Annotated in this window: 16 protein-coding genes; 10 read left to right on the top strand and 6 right to left on the bottom strand. The window is 67.9% G+C overall.

Features of this window, described 5'->3' with window-relative positions; all coding sequences use genetic code 11:
- Positions 1-35: 35 nt before the first annotated feature.
- Positions 36-182, top strand: coding sequence for a hypothetical protein (locus tag IEY26_RS04575; RefSeq protein WP_188976275.1), 147 nt, complete (start codon positions 36-38; stop codon positions 180-182).
- A 276-nt stretch (positions 183-458) separates the two neighbouring features.
- Positions 459-734: a PadR family transcriptional regulator gene (locus IEY26_RS04580; RefSeq protein WP_188976277.1), complete on the top strand. Its 276-nt coding sequence runs from the start codon at positions 459-461 to the stop codon at positions 732-734.
- 86 nt (positions 735-820) lie between these two features.
- On the opposite strand, the gene IEY26_RS04585 is transcribed toward IEY26_RS04580, so the two are convergent.
- Together IEY26_RS04585 and IEY26_RS04590 are read right to left on the bottom strand one after the other, a co-directional pair.
- Positions 821-2,386 (bottom strand): SLC13 family permease, encoded by a 1,566-nt coding sequence (locus tag IEY26_RS04585; RefSeq protein ID WP_188976279.1) that lies wholly within the window; start codon positions 2,384-2,386, stop codon positions 821-823.
- 50 nt (positions 2,387-2,436) lie between these two features.
- A complete protein-coding gene (locus IEY26_RS04590) occupies positions 2,437-2,679 on the bottom strand; it encodes an SAM-dependent methyltransferase (protein ID WP_188976281.1) in 243 nt (80 codons plus the stop codon).
- Positions 2,680-2,761: 82 nt separating this feature from the next.
- Between IEY26_RS04590 and IEY26_RS04595 the strand changes: the two genes are divergently transcribed.
- A complete protein-coding gene (locus IEY26_RS04595; RefSeq protein ID WP_188976283.1) occupies positions 2,762-3,007 on the top strand; it encodes a hypothetical protein in 246 nt (81 codons plus the stop codon).
- Here the strand turns inward: IEY26_RS04595 and IEY26_RS04600 are convergent, their stop codons facing one another.
- Complete coding sequence (locus tag IEY26_RS04600) at positions 3,008-4,357, bottom strand: AI-2E family transporter (RefSeq protein WP_188976285.1); 1,350 nt, start codon at positions 4,355-4,357, stop codon at positions 3,008-3,010.
- A 100-nt stretch (positions 4,358-4,457) separates the two neighbouring features.
- On the opposite strand from IEY26_RS04600, the gene IEY26_RS04605 reads away from it, so the two are divergent.
- Both IEY26_RS04605 and IEY26_RS04610 read left to right on the top strand, forming a co-directional pair.
- Positions 4,458-5,750 carry an MgtC/SapB family protein gene (locus tag IEY26_RS04605; RefSeq protein WP_188976287.1) on the top strand — a complete coding sequence of 431 codons (1,293 nt, stop codon included), beginning with the start codon at positions 4,458-4,460 and terminating at the stop codon, positions 5,748-5,750.
- Between the two features lie 54 nt (positions 5,751-5,804).
- The gene (locus tag IEY26_RS04610; RefSeq protein WP_188976289.1) at positions 5,805-7,184 is read left to right on the top strand and encodes an aminotransferase class III-fold pyridoxal phosphate-dependent enzyme; all 1,380 of its coding nucleotides are present in this window, start codon (positions 5,805-5,807) and stop codon (positions 7,182-7,184) included.
- Between the two features lie 240 nt (positions 7,185-7,424).
- Here IEY26_RS04610 and IEY26_RS04615 read toward each other — a convergent pair whose 3' ends face one another.
- The 3 genes from IEY26_RS04615 to IEY26_RS04625 all read right to left on the bottom strand — a co-directional run bounded on the left by IEY26_RS04615 (position 7,425) and on the right by IEY26_RS04625 (position 8,777).
- Positions 7,425-7,874 carry a hypothetical protein gene (locus IEY26_RS04615; RefSeq protein WP_188976290.1) on the bottom strand — a complete coding sequence of 150 codons (450 nt, stop codon included), beginning with the start codon at positions 7,872-7,874 and terminating at the stop codon, positions 7,425-7,427.
- Between the two features lie 276 nt (positions 7,875-8,150).
- Positions 8,151-8,480: a hypothetical protein gene (locus IEY26_RS04620; RefSeq protein ID WP_188976293.1), complete on the bottom strand. Its 330-nt coding sequence runs from the start codon at positions 8,478-8,480 to the stop codon at positions 8,151-8,153.
- 51 nt (positions 8,481-8,531) lie between these two features.
- Positions 8,532-8,777 carry a hypothetical protein gene (locus IEY26_RS04625; RefSeq protein ID WP_188977148.1) on the bottom strand — a complete coding sequence of 82 codons (246 nt, stop codon included), beginning with the start codon at positions 8,775-8,777 and terminating at the stop codon, positions 8,532-8,534.
- Positions 8,778-8,910: 133 nt separating this feature from the next.
- On the opposite strand from IEY26_RS04625, the gene IEY26_RS04630 reads away from it, so the two are divergent.
- The 5 genes from IEY26_RS04630 to IEY26_RS04650 all read left to right on the top strand — a co-directional run bounded on the left by IEY26_RS04630 (position 8,911) and on the right by IEY26_RS04650 (position 14,316).
- Positions 8,911-9,843 carry an A/G-specific adenine glycosylase gene (locus tag IEY26_RS04630; protein ID WP_188976295.1) on the top strand — a complete coding sequence of 311 codons (933 nt, stop codon included), beginning with the start codon at positions 8,911-8,913 and terminating at the stop codon, positions 9,841-9,843.
- A 78-nt stretch (positions 9,844-9,921) separates the two neighbouring features.
- Positions 9,922-11,076 (top strand): cobalamin-independent methionine synthase II family protein, encoded by a 1,155-nt coding sequence (locus IEY26_RS04635; RefSeq protein ID WP_188976297.1) that lies wholly within the window; start codon positions 9,922-9,924, stop codon positions 11,074-11,076.
- Positions 11,077-11,186: 110 nt separating this feature from the next.
- Positions 11,187-11,774 (top strand): thymidine kinase, encoded by a 588-nt coding sequence (locus tag IEY26_RS04640; protein ID WP_188976299.1) that lies wholly within the window; start codon positions 11,187-11,189, stop codon positions 11,772-11,774.
- 49 nt (positions 11,775-11,823) lie between these two features.
- Entirely contained in the window at positions 11,824-12,087 is a 264-nt protein-coding gene (locus IEY26_RS04645; protein WP_188976301.1) for a hypothetical protein, read from the top strand.
- Between the two features lie 57 nt (positions 12,088-12,144).
- Entirely contained in the window at positions 12,145-14,316 is a 2,172-nt protein-coding gene (locus tag IEY26_RS04650) for an OB-fold nucleic acid binding domain-containing protein (RefSeq protein ID WP_188976303.1), read from the top strand.
- The last annotated feature ends 9 nt before the right edge of the window (positions 14,317-14,325 follow it).

A 14,325-nucleotide genomic window follows, 5' to 3' on the forward strand; every position in this document is an offset into this window, starting at 1 on the left:
CCCATGCTTTTGCGGGGCGACGACGAACTACGAGTATGCGTGACGAGGATGAGATCCGCGAGCAGTACGAGTTCCTCGAAGAGCAACTGGAGTCCGAGGAGATGACGCACGCCGGCGTCAAGGAGATGTTCACTTACTACAAGCGCGCGCTCGGCTGGGTGCTCGAGGAAGAACACATCTGATTCGGCCCGAACCCGGCAGAGAGAACCACCGACGACAGACTTATACTCCTGTCCGCGTTTGTATCAGGTGACGCTTCGCTTGGAGGGCCGAAGCGTCAGCGGGGACAATTCAGGGCGGCCCCGACCCCCACTTTTCCGGGGGTCGGGTCCACTTCGTGCCCGGCCGTTTCGGCCGGGCACCCCCACTCTTCACACGTCCCAGCCACAGCGTTCTCGCCCCGTGGGCGACCGAGATACGCTTATAGTCATCCGTCCGAAACGAAGAGACGACTTCGAATGCACGAGCTGACGGGATTCCAACGCGACATCCTCTTCGTCGTCGCCGGCCTCGGTGACCCCCACGGCATGGCCGTCCAAGAGGCCCTCGAGGCGTACTACGACTCGGCCGTTCAGCACGGCCACCTCTACCCGAACCTCGACACGCTCGCCGACGCCGGTCTCATCGATAAGTCCACGCGCGACGCCCGCTCCAACGCCTACTCGCTCACCGACGCCGGCGTCGAGGAGATCGAAGCGCGCCGCGAGTGGGAAGCCGACGTGAGCGACCGCTGACTGCCCGCGAGTTCGCTCACGGCTCTTGGTAGTCGGCGACGGGAACTGCCGTCGACGGCTGTGGCCGACGGAGAAGGAGGCTGGGGTTACCAGAGGAGGGTCGGCCAGACGAAGAGGAAGAGGGCGTAGATGAGGAGGGTGAGGACGGCGGTCATGACGAGGTTGAGGACGACGCCGGCGCGCATCATGTGTTTCTGTTCGAGGTAGCCGCTGCCGAAGACGATGGCGTTCGGCGGGGTGGCGACGGGGAGGGCGAACGCGAAGGAGGCGGCGACGGCACCGGAGACGGCGAGGAAGATGGCGGCGGCGTAGTCGGCGAGGCCGAGGGTGGCGGCGAGGACGCCGCCGAGGCTGATGAGGACGGGGACGATGATGGTCGCGGTCGCGGTGTTCGACGTCATCTCGGTGAGGAAGATGATGAGGAGGACGACGACGGCGACGATGAGGACGATGGGCGCGCCGGTGAGGGCGTTGAACACCGTCTCGGCGATCCACTTCGTCGCGCCGGTCTCCGCGAAGCCGCTGGCGAGCGAGAGGCCGCCGCCGAAGAGGAGGATGGTCCCCCAGTCGATGTCCTCCAGTTCCTCCCACTCCATCGTGTCGAAGAGGACGAGCGCGGGAATCGCGTAGAGGCCGACCATGACGTAGTAGAGGAGGCCCTGGTGGCCGCTCGTCGTGCCGAGGAGCGTCTCGCCGGACCCGCCGAAGATCGTCGTGTACGTGACGGGAGAGAGGTAGGGTTGGACGAAGTCGCCGAGGCCGCCGACGACCCAGAGGAGCGCGGTCGTCGCGAAGATGCCGGCGACGACCGTCCCGTCGCGGGAGAGGTCGCCTTCCTCGCGGAGGAACTCCTCGGCGCGGGCGCGGGCGTCACTCACGTCGTCGACTTCGGGCGGGAAGAGGACGTACGTGAGGACGAACCAGACGATGGGGAGCGTGACGACGACGATTGGGAGGCCGATGAGGAGCCAGTCGAAGAACGTGATCTCGTAGTTGAGGAGCTGTTCGAGCTGGCCGGCGACGATGGCGTTCGGGGGCGTGCCGATGAGCGTGCCGACGCCACCCACGGAGGCGGCGTACGCGGTCCCGAGGAGCATCGACACCTGGAGGTTCGTGAACTCGCCGTCGTCGCCCTGCTCTTTGAGGTCGTCGCGGCCGATGACCTGGGTGAGGACGCCGACGGCGATGGGGGCCATCATCGCCGACGTGGCGGTGTTCGACACCCACATCGAGAAGAAGGCCGTCGCGATCATCACGGCGGCGACGAGCTTCCGGGGCGAGGAGCCCATGGTCGCCATGAGCCAGAGGGCGACGCGCCGGTCGATGTCGTACTTCTGGAGCGCGTTCGCCAGCATGAACCCGGCGATGAAGAGGAAGATGAGGTGGTCGGCGAACGGCGCGAGCGCCGCGTCGATGTCGCCGTAGACGCCGAAGGCGGTGAGGAGCACGGGGATGCTGAGCGCGGTGACGGCGAGCGGGAGCGCGCCCGTCACCCAGCAGACGGCGGCGAACACCATCGTCGCGACCGCGTACTTCCCGGCGAGCGAGAGCCCGCTGGGAGTCGGTGCGAGCGCGACGGCGAGCGTTGCGAGTACCGCGAACGCGACGACGACGAGTCGGCCGCGTTGCGTCGAGACGTCGGGCCGTATCATTGATACACGTAGCCGTTGCCCGGTCGATAATTAATAATCACTGATTCCCACTAGAAGTGTTCGGCGAGCACCACGACCTGCTCGGCGGTGAGTTCCGCGGCGTAGAGCACGAGCAGGCGTTCGCGGCGCTCGCGGCTGAGCGCGCGGCTTCCGGACTCCAGCATCGAGACGTGCGCCTGCATGACGCCGTCGAGTTCGCGTTCGACCGCGCGCTGCTCGTAGCCGGCGGCGACGCGGAGCAGTCGCCACGCGGCCGGGGTGATGTCGTCCGGGTCGACGGGCGGGGACGCCATTCACCGACGCTCACCGCGCGGGAGTGATAAACCCCCGCGGCTCGACCGCCACCGGTAAGCCCGCCGCCGCACACCAGTGAGTATGGCGTGGAGTCGCTGGACGACGGCGCTCGTCGGGCTCGCGCTCAGCCTCGCGCTCAGCGCCGCCCTCTACTACTACTTCGACACGCTGTTCGCGTTCGTCTTTCTTCCGTTCGTTCCCTTCCTCCTCCGCGGCGGCTCCGGCGACGACTCGGAGCCCAAGACGCGGACGTGTCCCGCCTGCGGGTTCGAGACGCGCTCGCCCGACTACGACTACTGCCCGCGGGACGGCACGGCGCTCGAGTAGCTACTCGCCGCTCGGCGACCCGCTCGTACTCCCACTCCCTCCGCCCGCCGCGTCCGACTCGCTGTCCTCCCCGCCCCCGCTCGCCGCATCCGAGTCCGCGTTCGCCCCGTCCCCGGCTCCCGCGTCGCGTTCGGAGTCCGCGGACGCGACATCCGTGGGCGCGGCGTCGTCGCCGCCAGCCGATTCTGCATCGACTTCGGTTTCGAGGCGGTCGAGGACTTCGGCGTCCGCCGGGTGTTCGCCGGCGGTCGTGATGACGTCGCCGAGCTCTTCCGGCTCGATGGGCTGGCCGGAGACGAGCTCGGGGAGGACGAGGTTGACGAAGTGGACGACGAGCACGAGGAGCATCGGGCCGAGGAAGATGCCGTACCAGCCGAAGAGGAGCGGCCCGAAGATGTACGCGAGCATGATCATCCCGAGGTGGATGCCGCGCCCGGAGACGTACGGCCGGAGGACGAGGTCGGGGAAGACGTCGACGACGACGAAGGAGACGAGGACGAAGAGGAAGGGGAACCAGACGAGGTCGGTGCCGCCGAGTTCGAAGACGCGGAAGCCGAGCCAGCCCGTGATGGGGACGTAGACGAGCTTCATCCCGACGACGGGAATCAGGCTCGCGATGCCGGTGAGGACGCCCATGAGCGCGGGGTAGGGGATGTTCAGGCCGAACGGCGCGACGAAGTCGAGGAGGCTGTACGCGATGGAGCCGATGATGCCGGTGATGACGGCGTTCAAAATGTTCCCGAAGAAGATGTTGGAGAAGTCGTGGTCGACGCGGCGGCCGTAGACTTCGACGATGCCGTCGCCGTCGGCGAACCGGCGGAGGAACCACGAGCTGAGGCGGTGGTCGTCGCGCAGGAGGTAGAACGCGATGGTGACCATGATGAACGCGTGGAGCGCGACGCTCCCGAGGAACCCGAGGTACTGGTTCAGACCGGCGAACAGCCCGAGGATAGCGTCGATGGAGTCGGGCTGGGAGAGGAGGGACTGGGGGTCTTGGACGATGCCGGAGACGTCGACGTACGGGGAGAGATAGGCTTCGAGGCGACCGACGTCGATTCCCTGCGTCGCGACGAACTTGCTGAACTCCTGGAGGGCGATGGCGAGCGTGTACGCGAGGAGGAAGAGCGCGGGGAGCGCGAGCGCGAGCACGCTGATGGCGGCGGCGAGGCTCCGCGAGCGGACGCGGCGGCGCACGCGCTTGTAGACCGGACGGGTGGCGTAGTAGAGGAAGATGCCGAAGACGAACGTGCCGATGAACTGATAGAGGATGAATCCGAGGACGGCGGCGAGCACGGTCCCCATCGCCCACCAGCCGGCGCGGGCGCGGTCGATACTCTGCGAGGACTCCATACCGAGGTGGTCGTCGCCGCCCGGCAAAAGTCTGTCCTCGGTTCGCCGGTCGTCGCGGCGAACCCTTCATCACGCCCTGCCGCGTACGGCGGGGCAAGCGATGGTCGACGCCTCCACGGTCGCGGCGGACACGCAGGTCGTGCGCATCGCCATCGCGGCCGCGCTCGGTCTCTTCCTCGGCCTCGAACGCGAGTGGTCGCAGAAGGCCGCGGGCATCCGGACGTTCGCGCTCGTCTCGACGCTCGGCGCGGTGTTCACGCTCTACGACACCGCGACGTGCGCGCCGTCCCGCGTCGTCTGCCTCCCTGCGCTCACCGTCGCCGGCGCGGTGTTCACGACCGTGCTCGCCGCCGCGCTGATGTTCTCCGGACTCACCCGAGAGTCACAGGGCCTCCACCTCACCACCGCCGTCACGATTCTCGTCGCGTACGGCGTCGGCGTCCTCGTCGGCCTCGGCGACGTCCTGCCGGCGACCGTCGTCGCCATCACGTCCAGCGTCCTCCTCGCGTTCAAGCGCGAACTCCACGGGTTCGCGTGGGGGCTCTCCCGGAAGGAACTCCGCTCCACCATCGAGTTCGCCATCCTCGCGTTCGTCGTCTACCCCCTCCTCCCCGCCGGCACGGTCGACCTCCTCCCCGGCCCCGCGTCGCTCGCCGTCGAACCCCGCGTCGTCTGGCTGATGGTGGTCTCCGTCGCCGGCATCGGCATCGCGAACTACGTCGTCGTCCAGACCTACGGCGGCCGCGGCATCGCCGTAACGGGGTTCTTCGGCGGGCTCGCCTCCTCCACCGCCGTCGTCGGCAGCCTCATCGACCACGTCGGCCAGCGCGAGGACGCCACGCCCTACGCCACCGCCGGCATCCTCCTCGCGAACGCCGCGATGGCGCTCCGAAACCTCGTCATCGCGCTCGCCTTCACCGTTCCCATCGCCGCGCTCTCCGGCGTCGTCCTCCCGCTCCTCGCCGTCGTCGCCGGGAGCGTCGCCGTCGCCGGACTCTCCGCGGACTGGCGCGAGCGCGTCGACATCGACCTCGACAGCCCGTTCTCCATGCGGAACGCGCTCGGCTTCGGCGCGATGTTCCTCGCCGTCGTCGTCGTCGGCGGCCTCGCCCAGTCGACGTTCGGGGACGTCGGATTCTACGCCACCGCGCTCCTCTCCGGCCTCGTCTCCAGCGCCGGCGCGGCGACGTCCGCCGTCGTCCTCTACCGCAGCGGCGAGCTCTCCGCGAACGCCGCGACGTTCGCCATTCTCCTCGCCACCGCGTCCAGCATCGCCGTGAAGGCCGTGCTCGCCGCGACCGCGTCCAACCGCGCGTTCGCCCGGCGCACCGTCACCTGGACCGTCGCCACCCTCCTCCTCGGTGCCGCCGTCGCGGCCGTCACCGGGTTCTGACACGCCGCGCGAACGAACCAACATCCTAATACAATCAGTATGGCTACTACACCCATGGACCGAGAGACGGCCACTCCCGATGTCACCGAGATGCCGGGTCCCGACGCCCGCAAGTGGGCTGAGTACCACCGCCGCCACGCCGCGCCTTCCACCTACGTCTACGACTTCGTCTGGGACACCACCGAGGACGCCATCGGCCCGTGGGTCACGGACGTCGACGGCAACACCCTCCTCGACTTCACCAGCCACGTCGCCTCCGCGCCCCTCGGCTACAACAACCCGAAGATCCTCGACAAACTCGACGAGTTCGAACTCCGCGACCCCCTCAAGATCGCCGGTCAGGACTTCTACGTCTCGAACGGCGGCACGCCCGAGAACCCCGACCTCCCCGGGCCCAGCCACCTCATGGACCGCCTGACCGACATGACCGCGCACTACGACCTCGACACGGTCTTCCTCTCCAACTCGGGCGCGGAAGCCGTCGAGAACGCCATCAAGATCGCGTACAATCAGGGCGGCCACCGCGGCGTCACCTTCGAGGGCGGGTTCCACGGCCGCACCCTCGGCGCGCTCTCCCTCAACCGCTCGAAGACCGTCCACCGCAAGAAGTTCCCCGAGGTCCCCGGCATCATCAGCGTCCCCTACTGCGCGTGCGAGGGCGACTGTACCTGCGGCTGGCAGACCGACGGACCTGGAGGTAATCGCCTCGCCGACAAACTCCACCCCACCCGCGGGAACGTCGACCCCGACGAAGTCGCGTTCCTCATCCTCGAACCCCAGCAGGGCGAAGGCGGCTACCGCGTCCCCAACGAGGACTTCGTCGCCGACATCAACCACATCCAGCACACCTACGACGTCGCCGTCATCGCCGACGAGATCCAGAGCGGCCTCGGCCGCACAGGCAAGATGTGGGGGATCGACCACCTCGACCTCGACCCCGACGTCATCACGAGCGCGAAAGGCCTCCGCGTCGGCGCAACGGTCGCAAATGAAGACTTCTTCCCCGAGGAGAAAGGCCGACTCTCCTCCACGTGGGGCGCTGGCGACATCATCGCGTCCGCGCAGGGCGTCGCCACCCTCGAAGCAATTACTGAATACGACCTCCCCGCGAACGCCGCGCGCCGCGGCCGCCAACTCACCGAGCTCGTCGAAGACCACGACTCCGACTACATCGTCGACGTCCGCGGCCGCGGCCTCATGTTCGCCGTCGAGTTCGACACCAAGGACCGCCGCGAAGCCGTCGTCGACGCCTGCCTCGAACGCGGCCTTCTCACGCTCGGCTGCGGCTACAAGACCCTCCGCCTCCTCCCGCCCCTCGACGCAACCGAACGCGAAATCGAAATCGGCGCGAACGTCCTCTTCGACGCCCTCGACGACCCCGCAGTCAAGCAAGCCAGCCCCCACCCCGGCGAAGACGTCGCGGACGTCTTATAGCACGTTTTTATCGAGCGGGTCGCTGCGCGACCCGCTCGATAAAAACCTGCACTAAAAGCGCTCCTCGCTCCCGTGCGCCTTCCGGCGCGTGGTCGCTCGTCGGCCCGCTCGCTGGTTCGCGGTGAATCGCGCGACTACCGGGCTCTTCGAGCCGCTCGTCGCGCGAACGATAGGAGATCGTCTGAATCGGTTGTCTATGCATTTGTCCGTTCAGTAGTCGTGGGTACGCTATCGTTCGGCTCAGCCGGCGGTGGTCGATTGGAACTTGCGTCGGAACCAGTCGGACGCCGCGACGACACCGACGATGAAGAGTCCGAGGGACGCGGCGACGAGGAGGTAGAGGCCTGGTTGGGCGGCGTAACGCTCGACGCCGCGGTAGCCGAGGAGCTGGTTCCCCGTGAGCCACGTCGAGAGCGCGCCGACGGCGAGGAGTGGGAGGGCAGCCGACCACTGACCGCTCCGGAGGATGGCAACGACGACGACTAAGAGGACGAGAATGATGAGCGCGGGGACGTCAATCGCCTGGAAGCCGGCGTCAAGCCCGGCCACCCACTCCATTGTGTAGTACGGCTGTCCCTGCGTGTAGCCGGCGGGCAGCTTCGTGACCCACGGGAGCCACAGCCCGACGGTCGCGAGCGCAGCGAGGAGGGCGGTCGCCCGAACGTAATTGTCACGGGAGACGCGTCGCATCATCACATGTCCGTCGAGTGACGGTAAATGTCTTGTCGCTAAGACTCTCCCACGTCACACTGCTCGAGCGATAGCTGATTCATCGAATCACGGGGTTGACGTCCGGCGACCGAGCGGTCCGAAGGACCCGGTAGGTCGCCGGTTCACCGAGCGCTCCCGTTGGTCGCGCTCGGGTCGACGACTGAGGGACTGAAAGGACCGAAGGAGGAGTGCTTTTTCCCCAAGTTTTTGCCGAGTGGGGTCGCGAAGCGACCCCACTCGGCAAAAAGTGGGTCTTTAGTACTGATAGCGGCGTTGGTCGTCGCGGTCGGCGGGCTGGCCGGGGTTTCCCTGTCCGGCGACGTCGTCGAAGGTCATGCCTGAGAGGTATTCGTCGTAGGTGACGTCGTACTGGGTGCGGAGGTGGAAGTCGAGTTTGCCGGATTGGATGGTGGAGTCGAAGAGGAGGTGGACGGCGCGGCGGACGAGTTCGGTGGTGTCGTCGGGGTCGAGGGCGGCGGTGAGCATGGCGAGTTCGGCGCGGGTCTCTTCGTCGAGGTCGATGTCGAGTTCGTCGAGGTCGCCGTAGGCGTCGTGGACGTCGTCGGTGAGGTCGTCGAGAGTCATCGGCGGGGTTTCTCGCGGGCGAGGGAAGGGGGTTTCGGGTGGAACGCGGGGTTAGAGGGCGGCGTCGCAGTACTGGCAGGTGGTGGCGTCGGGGTCGTTGGGTGCGCCGCAGTCCGGGCAGTTCGCGGGCGGCGCGTGGTCGGTTTGGTCGGTTGAGAGGCCGCGGAGGAGGAGGCGAGCGCCGAGGGCGAAGAGGACGAGGAGCGCGGAGAGGAACCAGAGTGCGGGATTGACGAGGAGGAGGGCGACGGCGGCGAGCGCGAAGAGGAGGACGATGGTCGTATCGCGGGTGGGCATACTCGGGGAGGGTGGCTGTCGCGGTATGAGTTTTGGGGTGGGTTCGCCGGGAGCGTCGCCGAGCGGGCGAGCGCGGAGCGTGCAGGAGTAGTGATTCGCCACCCCTAAGCGCGCGCCGCGCGGACGCCGAGGTATGTCGGAGTCGGCGGAGACAGGGGGTTCGGGGTGGTTCCCGGACGACGTGGACGCGGTCCGGGAGGCGCTCGTCGAGTGGTACGAGGCGGACCACCGGTCGTTCCCGTGGCGGGAGACGGAGGACGCCTACGAGATTCTGGTGTCGGAGGTGATGAGCCAGCAGACCCAGCTCGACCGCGTCGTGGAGGCGTGGCACGAGTTCCTCGCGGAGTGGCCGACCGTCGACGACCTGGCGGCCGCGGACCGGAGCGACGTGGTGGGGTTCTGGACCAGTCACAGCCTCGGGTATAACAACCGCGCGCGCTACCTCCACGAGGCCGCCGCCCAGGTCGTCGAGGAGTACGGCGGCGCGTTCCCGGAAGAGCCCGCGGAGCTGGAGGAGCTGATGGGCGTCGGGCCGTACACGGCGAACGCGGTGGCGTCGTTCGCGTTCAACAACGGGGACGCGGTGGTGGACACGAACGTGAAACGTGTACTGCACCGGGCGTTCGCGGTTCCCGACGACGACGCGGCGTTCGAGGAGGCGGCGCGACAGCTGATGCCGGCGGGCGCGTCGCGGGTGTGGAACAACGCGGTGATGGAGCTCGGCGGGGTGGCGTGCGGGAAGACCCCGCGCTGCGACGAGGCGGACTGTCCGTGGCGGGCGTGGTGTCACGCCTACGAGACGGGGGATTTCACCGCGCCGGACGTGCCGACGCAGCCGAGTTTCGAGGGGAGTCGCCGGCAGATGCGCGGCCGCATCGTCGGGGCGCTCGACCAGCACGGCGAACTCACACTCGACACGCTCGGCCCGCGCGTTCGCGTGGACTACAACCCCGGCGGGGAGCACGGCCGCGAGTGGCTGCTCGGCCTCCTCGCGGACTTGGAGGACGACGGACTCGTCGACGTCGAGGAACGCGACGGGGAGACGCTGGCCCGCCTCCGAAGATAACGAAGATTACTATCGGGCATTTCTCTCGGTCGGAGTAGGAGCGTAAGTCATATGCCCGCGGTGTGGGTAGGGTGTGGTATGACACAGGACGCCGACGAGATTCTGACGACGCACATCGGAAGTCTGCCGCGACCGCCCGAACTCCTCGACCTCCTGAAGCGGCGAGAAGAGGGCGAGGAGGTCGACCGAGCCGAGTGGGAGCGCGCGACGAGCGAGGCGACGCGAACGGTCGTCGAGCGCCAAGAGGAGGTCGGTCTCGACCTCGCGAACAACGGCGAGCAGTCCCGCGTCTCCTTCAACTGGTACGTGAAGAACCGGCTCTCCGGCATCGAGGGGACGCGCGAGCAGGAGCTCTGGGCGGACCTCCAGGAGTACCCGGAGTACGCGTCGGAGACGTTCCGCACGGACGTCATCGACCTCGCGGTCCAGCCCGTCGTCCAAGACCGCATCGAGTACACCGGCCACGAGGAAGCCCGAGACGAAATCGCGGAGTTCCAGACCGCGCTCGACGACACCGGCGCGGACTTCGAGGGAGCGTTCATGACGTCGGCGTCGCCGAGCGTCGTCACGGCGACGCACGTGAACGAGCACTACGACTCCTACGAGGAGTACCTCTTCGACGCCGCTGACGCGATGCAAGAGGAGTACGAGCTCATCGCCGACGCCGGCCTGACGCTCCAGATTGACGCGCCGGAGCTCCTGACGACCGCGCAGACCGCCGCGATGGCCGACGAACCCCTGGAGAAGGTGAAGGGCGTCACGGAACTCCACGTCGAAGCGCTCAACGAAGCGCTCTCGAACGTCCCCGCGGAGCAGGTGCGCCTCCACACCTGCTGGGGGAGCTACGAGGGTCCCGGCCACCTCGACGTCGACCTCGCCGAGATGCTCCCCGTCATCTACGAGGCCGACATCACGGGACTGAGCGTCGAGCAGGCGAACCCCCGCCACCAGCACGAGTACCGCGCGTTCGCCGAACACCCGCTCCCCGACGGCTGGACGCTCATCCCCGGCGTCGTCGACGTGAAGACGAACATCATCGACCACCCCGAAACCATCGCCGACCGCATCGAACGCGTCGCCGACGCCGCCGCCGACGACACCCCCATCGTCGCCGCGCCCGACTGCGGATTCGGCACGCAGGCCGGCCTCGGCATGGTCTCCCCCGAACTCGCCTGGGCGAAACTCGAAGCCCTCGTCGAAGGCGCGGAAATCGCCAGCGACCGCCTCTACTGAGCGACAGCTCGAGGCTCGGCCGTTCCCCGTCACGGTTCGACGCTCTCGGTTTCGCGGCCGGCGGGTCGATTGGACAACGGTTTTGATTCCCGGCGGCCCTCCGTCGTGGCATGCACGCCATCACGAACAGCGGCTGGGTGGAGGTGATAACGGGCTGTATGTTCTCCGGGAAGACGGAGGAGCTCCTCCGACGGCTCCGCCGCGCCGAAATCGCCGAACAGGAGGTCGCGGCCTTCACGCCCGCCATCGACGACCGCTACGGCGAGGAGACCCTCGGTTCGCACGCGGGCAGCACGTGGCAGGCGAAAGTCGTCGACAACACCCCCGAAGGAGTCCGGGAGATTCCGGACGCGCTCAACGGCGAGCAGGTCGTCGCCATCGACGAAGCGAACTTCTTCCCCGCCGAAATCGTCGACGTCTGCGAGGGACTCGCCGCCGACGGCCGCCGCGTCATCGTCTCCGGAACCGACCAGACCTTCCGCGCGGAACCGTTCTCGCCCGTCCCCGAGCTCATGGCGCTCGCCGAGTACGTCGAGAAGTTCCAGGCGATCTGTACGGTCTGCGGCGAGCCCGCGACGCGGAATCAACGCCTCATCGAGGGCGAACCCGCGCACGTCGACGACCCGACCATCATGGTCGGCGCACAGGAGTCCTACGAGGCGAGATGCCGGGACTGCCACGTCGTCGACCGGGACTAACTGCGTCCTTTCGCCTACCTATTTCTCTCGGCGGCGAGAACCCCGAGTGATGCTCTCGCTCTCGCTCAGCGACTTCATGGTCGAGTTGAAGGACGGCGCGCTGAAGAACGTCGGTCCGTCGAACAAATCCGCCTCCGTGAAACTGTTCGACGTCGGGGACGTGGAGGCGCGCGAGTTCGGCGATAAACGCGTGAAGCTCGCGTTCGAAGACGACGAGGGCAACGAAGTGGAAGTCGCGCTCTTCCCGGAGGACGTGGCGGCACTGGCGGCTGACGTCGACGAACTGCGCGAGGAGTCGACCGTCTTCGAGTAGCGGCGAGCGCGGGGCTTTCGACACTCGTTTAGGCGAGGGTTGCTTTTTCCCCAGTATATGGGTACGTGTATTATCTGTGGCGCGTCCGCCGACGGCCACATCTGTGACACCCACGAAGAAGACGTCCTGTTCGAGTTCCGCGGTTCGAGTCCGGACGAACTAACCAACGGCCGCTACTACAAGGGCACCGTCGACGGCTTCGCCGACTTCGGCGTCTTCGTCAACCTCGCGTCCTCCGTCACCGGCCTCCTCCACCGGAGCGAAGTCCCCGGCCGCCTCGAATCCCTCGACTGGGACGCCGGCGACACCGTCTTCGTCCAGGTCGACTCCGTCCACGACAACGGGAACGTCGACCTCTCCTGGAGCATCCGCCAGCGTGAACGCGAGTTCCGCGGCCTCCTCATCGACGACCCCGACGCGCCGACGAACGCCGAACTCCCCGAAGAGACCGCCGAACCCTCATCGGAGCCGGAACCCGAACCGGAGCCGGAACCCGAACCGGACGTCGAGCCCGAACCGGACGTCGAGTCCGAGTCCACGGAGCCCGAGCCGGAACCGGAGCCCGAATCTGAATCCGAGTCCGAGCCGGCAGTCGAGGAGTCCGAAGACGTCGAATCCTCATCTGAAGAAGCAGATTCCGAGTCTGCGTCCGAAGCGGAATCCGCGGAAGCGGAGACCGGAACCGAGTCCGCGGAGGCGGCGTCCGAATCGGCCGAGGACGAGGAGCCGGAGCGCGTCGCCGTCGCGGACCTCGAAGAGCGCATCGGCGACGTCGTCGAGATTCGCGGTCGAATCACGAGCGCGCGGCAGACGAGCGGGCCGACGGTCTTCGAACTGACGGACGAGACGGGCGCGGTCGACTGCGCGGCGTTCGTCGAGGCGGGCGTGCGCGCCTACCCCGAGGTCGGCGAGGACGCGGTCGTTCGCCTCGTCGGCGAAGTAGAGCGCCGCCGCGGCGACCTCCAGGTGGAGACCGAAGAGCTCGAAGTCCTCGGCAGTGAGGAACGCGAGGCGGTCGTCACGGCGCTCACGGAGGCGCTGAACGAGCGCGCCGCGCCGACCGACGACTCGCTCCTCGTCGAGGACGAGGACGTCGAGGCCGTCCACGACGACCTCGTGGCAGCGGCGACGGCGATTCGCCGCGCGGTCGTCGAAGACCGCCCGGTCGTCATCCGACACACCGCGGACGTGGACGGCTACATCGCCGGCACCGCCGTCGAGCACGCCGTGCTCCCCCTCGTCCGCGAGGAGCACGCGGCGAGCGACGCCGAATACCACTTCGTCGACCGCCGCCCGCTCGACCAGGACTTCTACGACGTGTCCGCGGCGACGGACGACGTGACGAACATGCTCGAGGCCGCCGACCGCCACGGCGAGCGCCACCCGCTCTTCGTGCTCGTCGGCACCGGCAGCACCGCCGAATCCGTCGAAGGCCTCCAGTTCCTCGACATCTACGACGCCCCCGCAGTCGTCGTCGACGGCGGCTGGGCCGACGACGAAGCCGTCGAGGCCGCGGACGTCCTCGTCTCCCCGACCGTCTACGGCGAGCAGTCCGCCGCGACCGGTACCATCGGCGCACACCTCGGCGCGCTCGTCAACGCCGACGTCCGCGACGACCTCGCGCACCTCCCCGGCGTCCCCTTCTGGAGCGACGTCCCCGACATCTACGCGGACGCCGCCGCCGACGCCGGCTACGACACCGACGACCTCGCCGCGATGCGCGACGCCGTCGCCCTCGAAGCCTTCTACAACGCCTATCAGGGGAAGCGCGAACTCATCGCCGACCTCCTCTGGAGCGACGAAGAAGACACAGATAGTGACCTCCGCGAGCACGTCGCCGGCCAGTTCCGCACGCGTCTCGACCGCGAGGTCGACACCGCCGACCCCCACTTAGAGGACCTCGAAATCGACGGCGTCGACATCACCGTGCTCGACGTGGACGCGTTCACCCACCGCTACGACTTCCCGCCCGTCGACCTCCTCCTCGACGCTCTCCACCGCCGCCGCAGCGAGGGCGACGTGACGGTCGGCTGGGACAGCGACGAACTCCGCTTCCGCAGCGACGAGACGCTCGACGTTCGCGCCGTCGCCGAAGCCGTCGCCGACGACGCCCCCGACGCCGGCGTCACCGCGAAAGGCGGCCGCGACGGCCACGTCGAGTTCCTCCGCGGCGAACGCGACGACGTCCTCGACGCCGCGCTCGATGCCGTCGCCGCGACTCTCGAGTAACGCGCTCGA

The organism is Halocalculus aciditolerans, assembly GCF_014647475.1.
GTDB lineage: Archaea > Halobacteriota > Halobacteria > Halobacteriales > Halobacteriaceae > Halocalculus > Halocalculus aciditolerans.

Excerpts from the sequence above, each read along its gene's own strand:
- IEY26_RS04645 (WP_188976301.1), top strand. The coding sequence starts at position 11,824 with ATGCTCTCGCTCTCGCTCAGCGACTTCATGGTCGAGTTGAAGGACGGC.
- IEY26_RS04630 (WP_188976295.1), top strand. The coding sequence starts at position 8,911 with ATGTCGGAGTCGGCGGAGACAGGGGGTTCGGGGTGGTTCCCGGACGAC.
- IEY26_RS04600 (WP_188976285.1), bottom strand. The coding sequence starts at position 4,357 with ATGGAGTCCTCGCAGAGTATCGACCGCGCCCGCGCCGGCTGGTGGGCG.
- IEY26_RS04615 (WP_188976290.1), bottom strand. The coding sequence starts at position 7,874 with ATGCGACGCGTCTCCCGTGACAATTACGTTCGGGCGACCGCCCTCCTC.
- IEY26_RS04620 (WP_188976293.1), bottom strand. The coding sequence starts at position 8,480 with ATGACTCTCGACGACCTCACCGACGACGTCCACGACGCCTACGGCGAC.
- IEY26_RS04625 (WP_188977148.1), bottom strand. The coding sequence starts at position 8,777 with ATGCCCACCCGCGATACGACCATCGTCCTCCTCTTCGCGCTCGCCGCC.
- IEY26_RS04640 (WP_188976299.1), top strand. The coding sequence starts at position 11,187 with ATGCACGCCATCACGAACAGCGGCTGGGTGGAGGTGATAACGGGCTGT.
- IEY26_RS04580 (WP_188976277.1), top strand. The coding sequence starts at position 459 with ATGCACGAGCTGACGGGATTCCAACGCGACATCCTCTTCGTCGTCGCC.
- IEY26_RS04585 (WP_188976279.1), bottom strand. The coding sequence starts at position 2,386 with ATGATACGGCCCGACGTCTCGACGCAACGCGGCCGACTCGTCGTCGTC.
- IEY26_RS04605 (WP_188976287.1), top strand. The coding sequence starts at position 4,458 with ATGGTCGACGCCTCCACGGTCGCGGCGGACACGCAGGTCGTGCGCATC.
- IEY26_RS04590 (WP_188976281.1), bottom strand. The coding sequence starts at position 2,679 with ATGGCGTCCCCGCCCGTCGACCCGGACGACATCACCCCGGCCGCGTGG.
- IEY26_RS04635 (WP_188976297.1), top strand. The coding sequence starts at position 9,922 with ATGACACAGGACGCCGACGAGATTCTGACGACGCACATCGGAAGTCTG.
- IEY26_RS04595 (WP_188976283.1), top strand. The coding sequence starts at position 2,762 with ATGGCGTGGAGTCGCTGGACGACGGCGCTCGTCGGGCTCGCGCTCAGC.
- IEY26_RS04575 (WP_188976275.1), top strand. The coding sequence starts at position 36 with ATGCGTGACGAGGATGAGATCCGCGAGCAGTACGAGTTCCTCGAAGAG.
- IEY26_RS04650 (WP_188976303.1), top strand. The coding sequence starts at position 12,145 with ATGGGTACGTGTATTATCTGTGGCGCGTCCGCCGACGGCCACATCTGT.
- IEY26_RS04610 (WP_188976289.1), top strand. The coding sequence starts at position 5,805 with ATGGACCGAGAGACGGCCACTCCCGATGTCACCGAGATGCCGGGTCCC.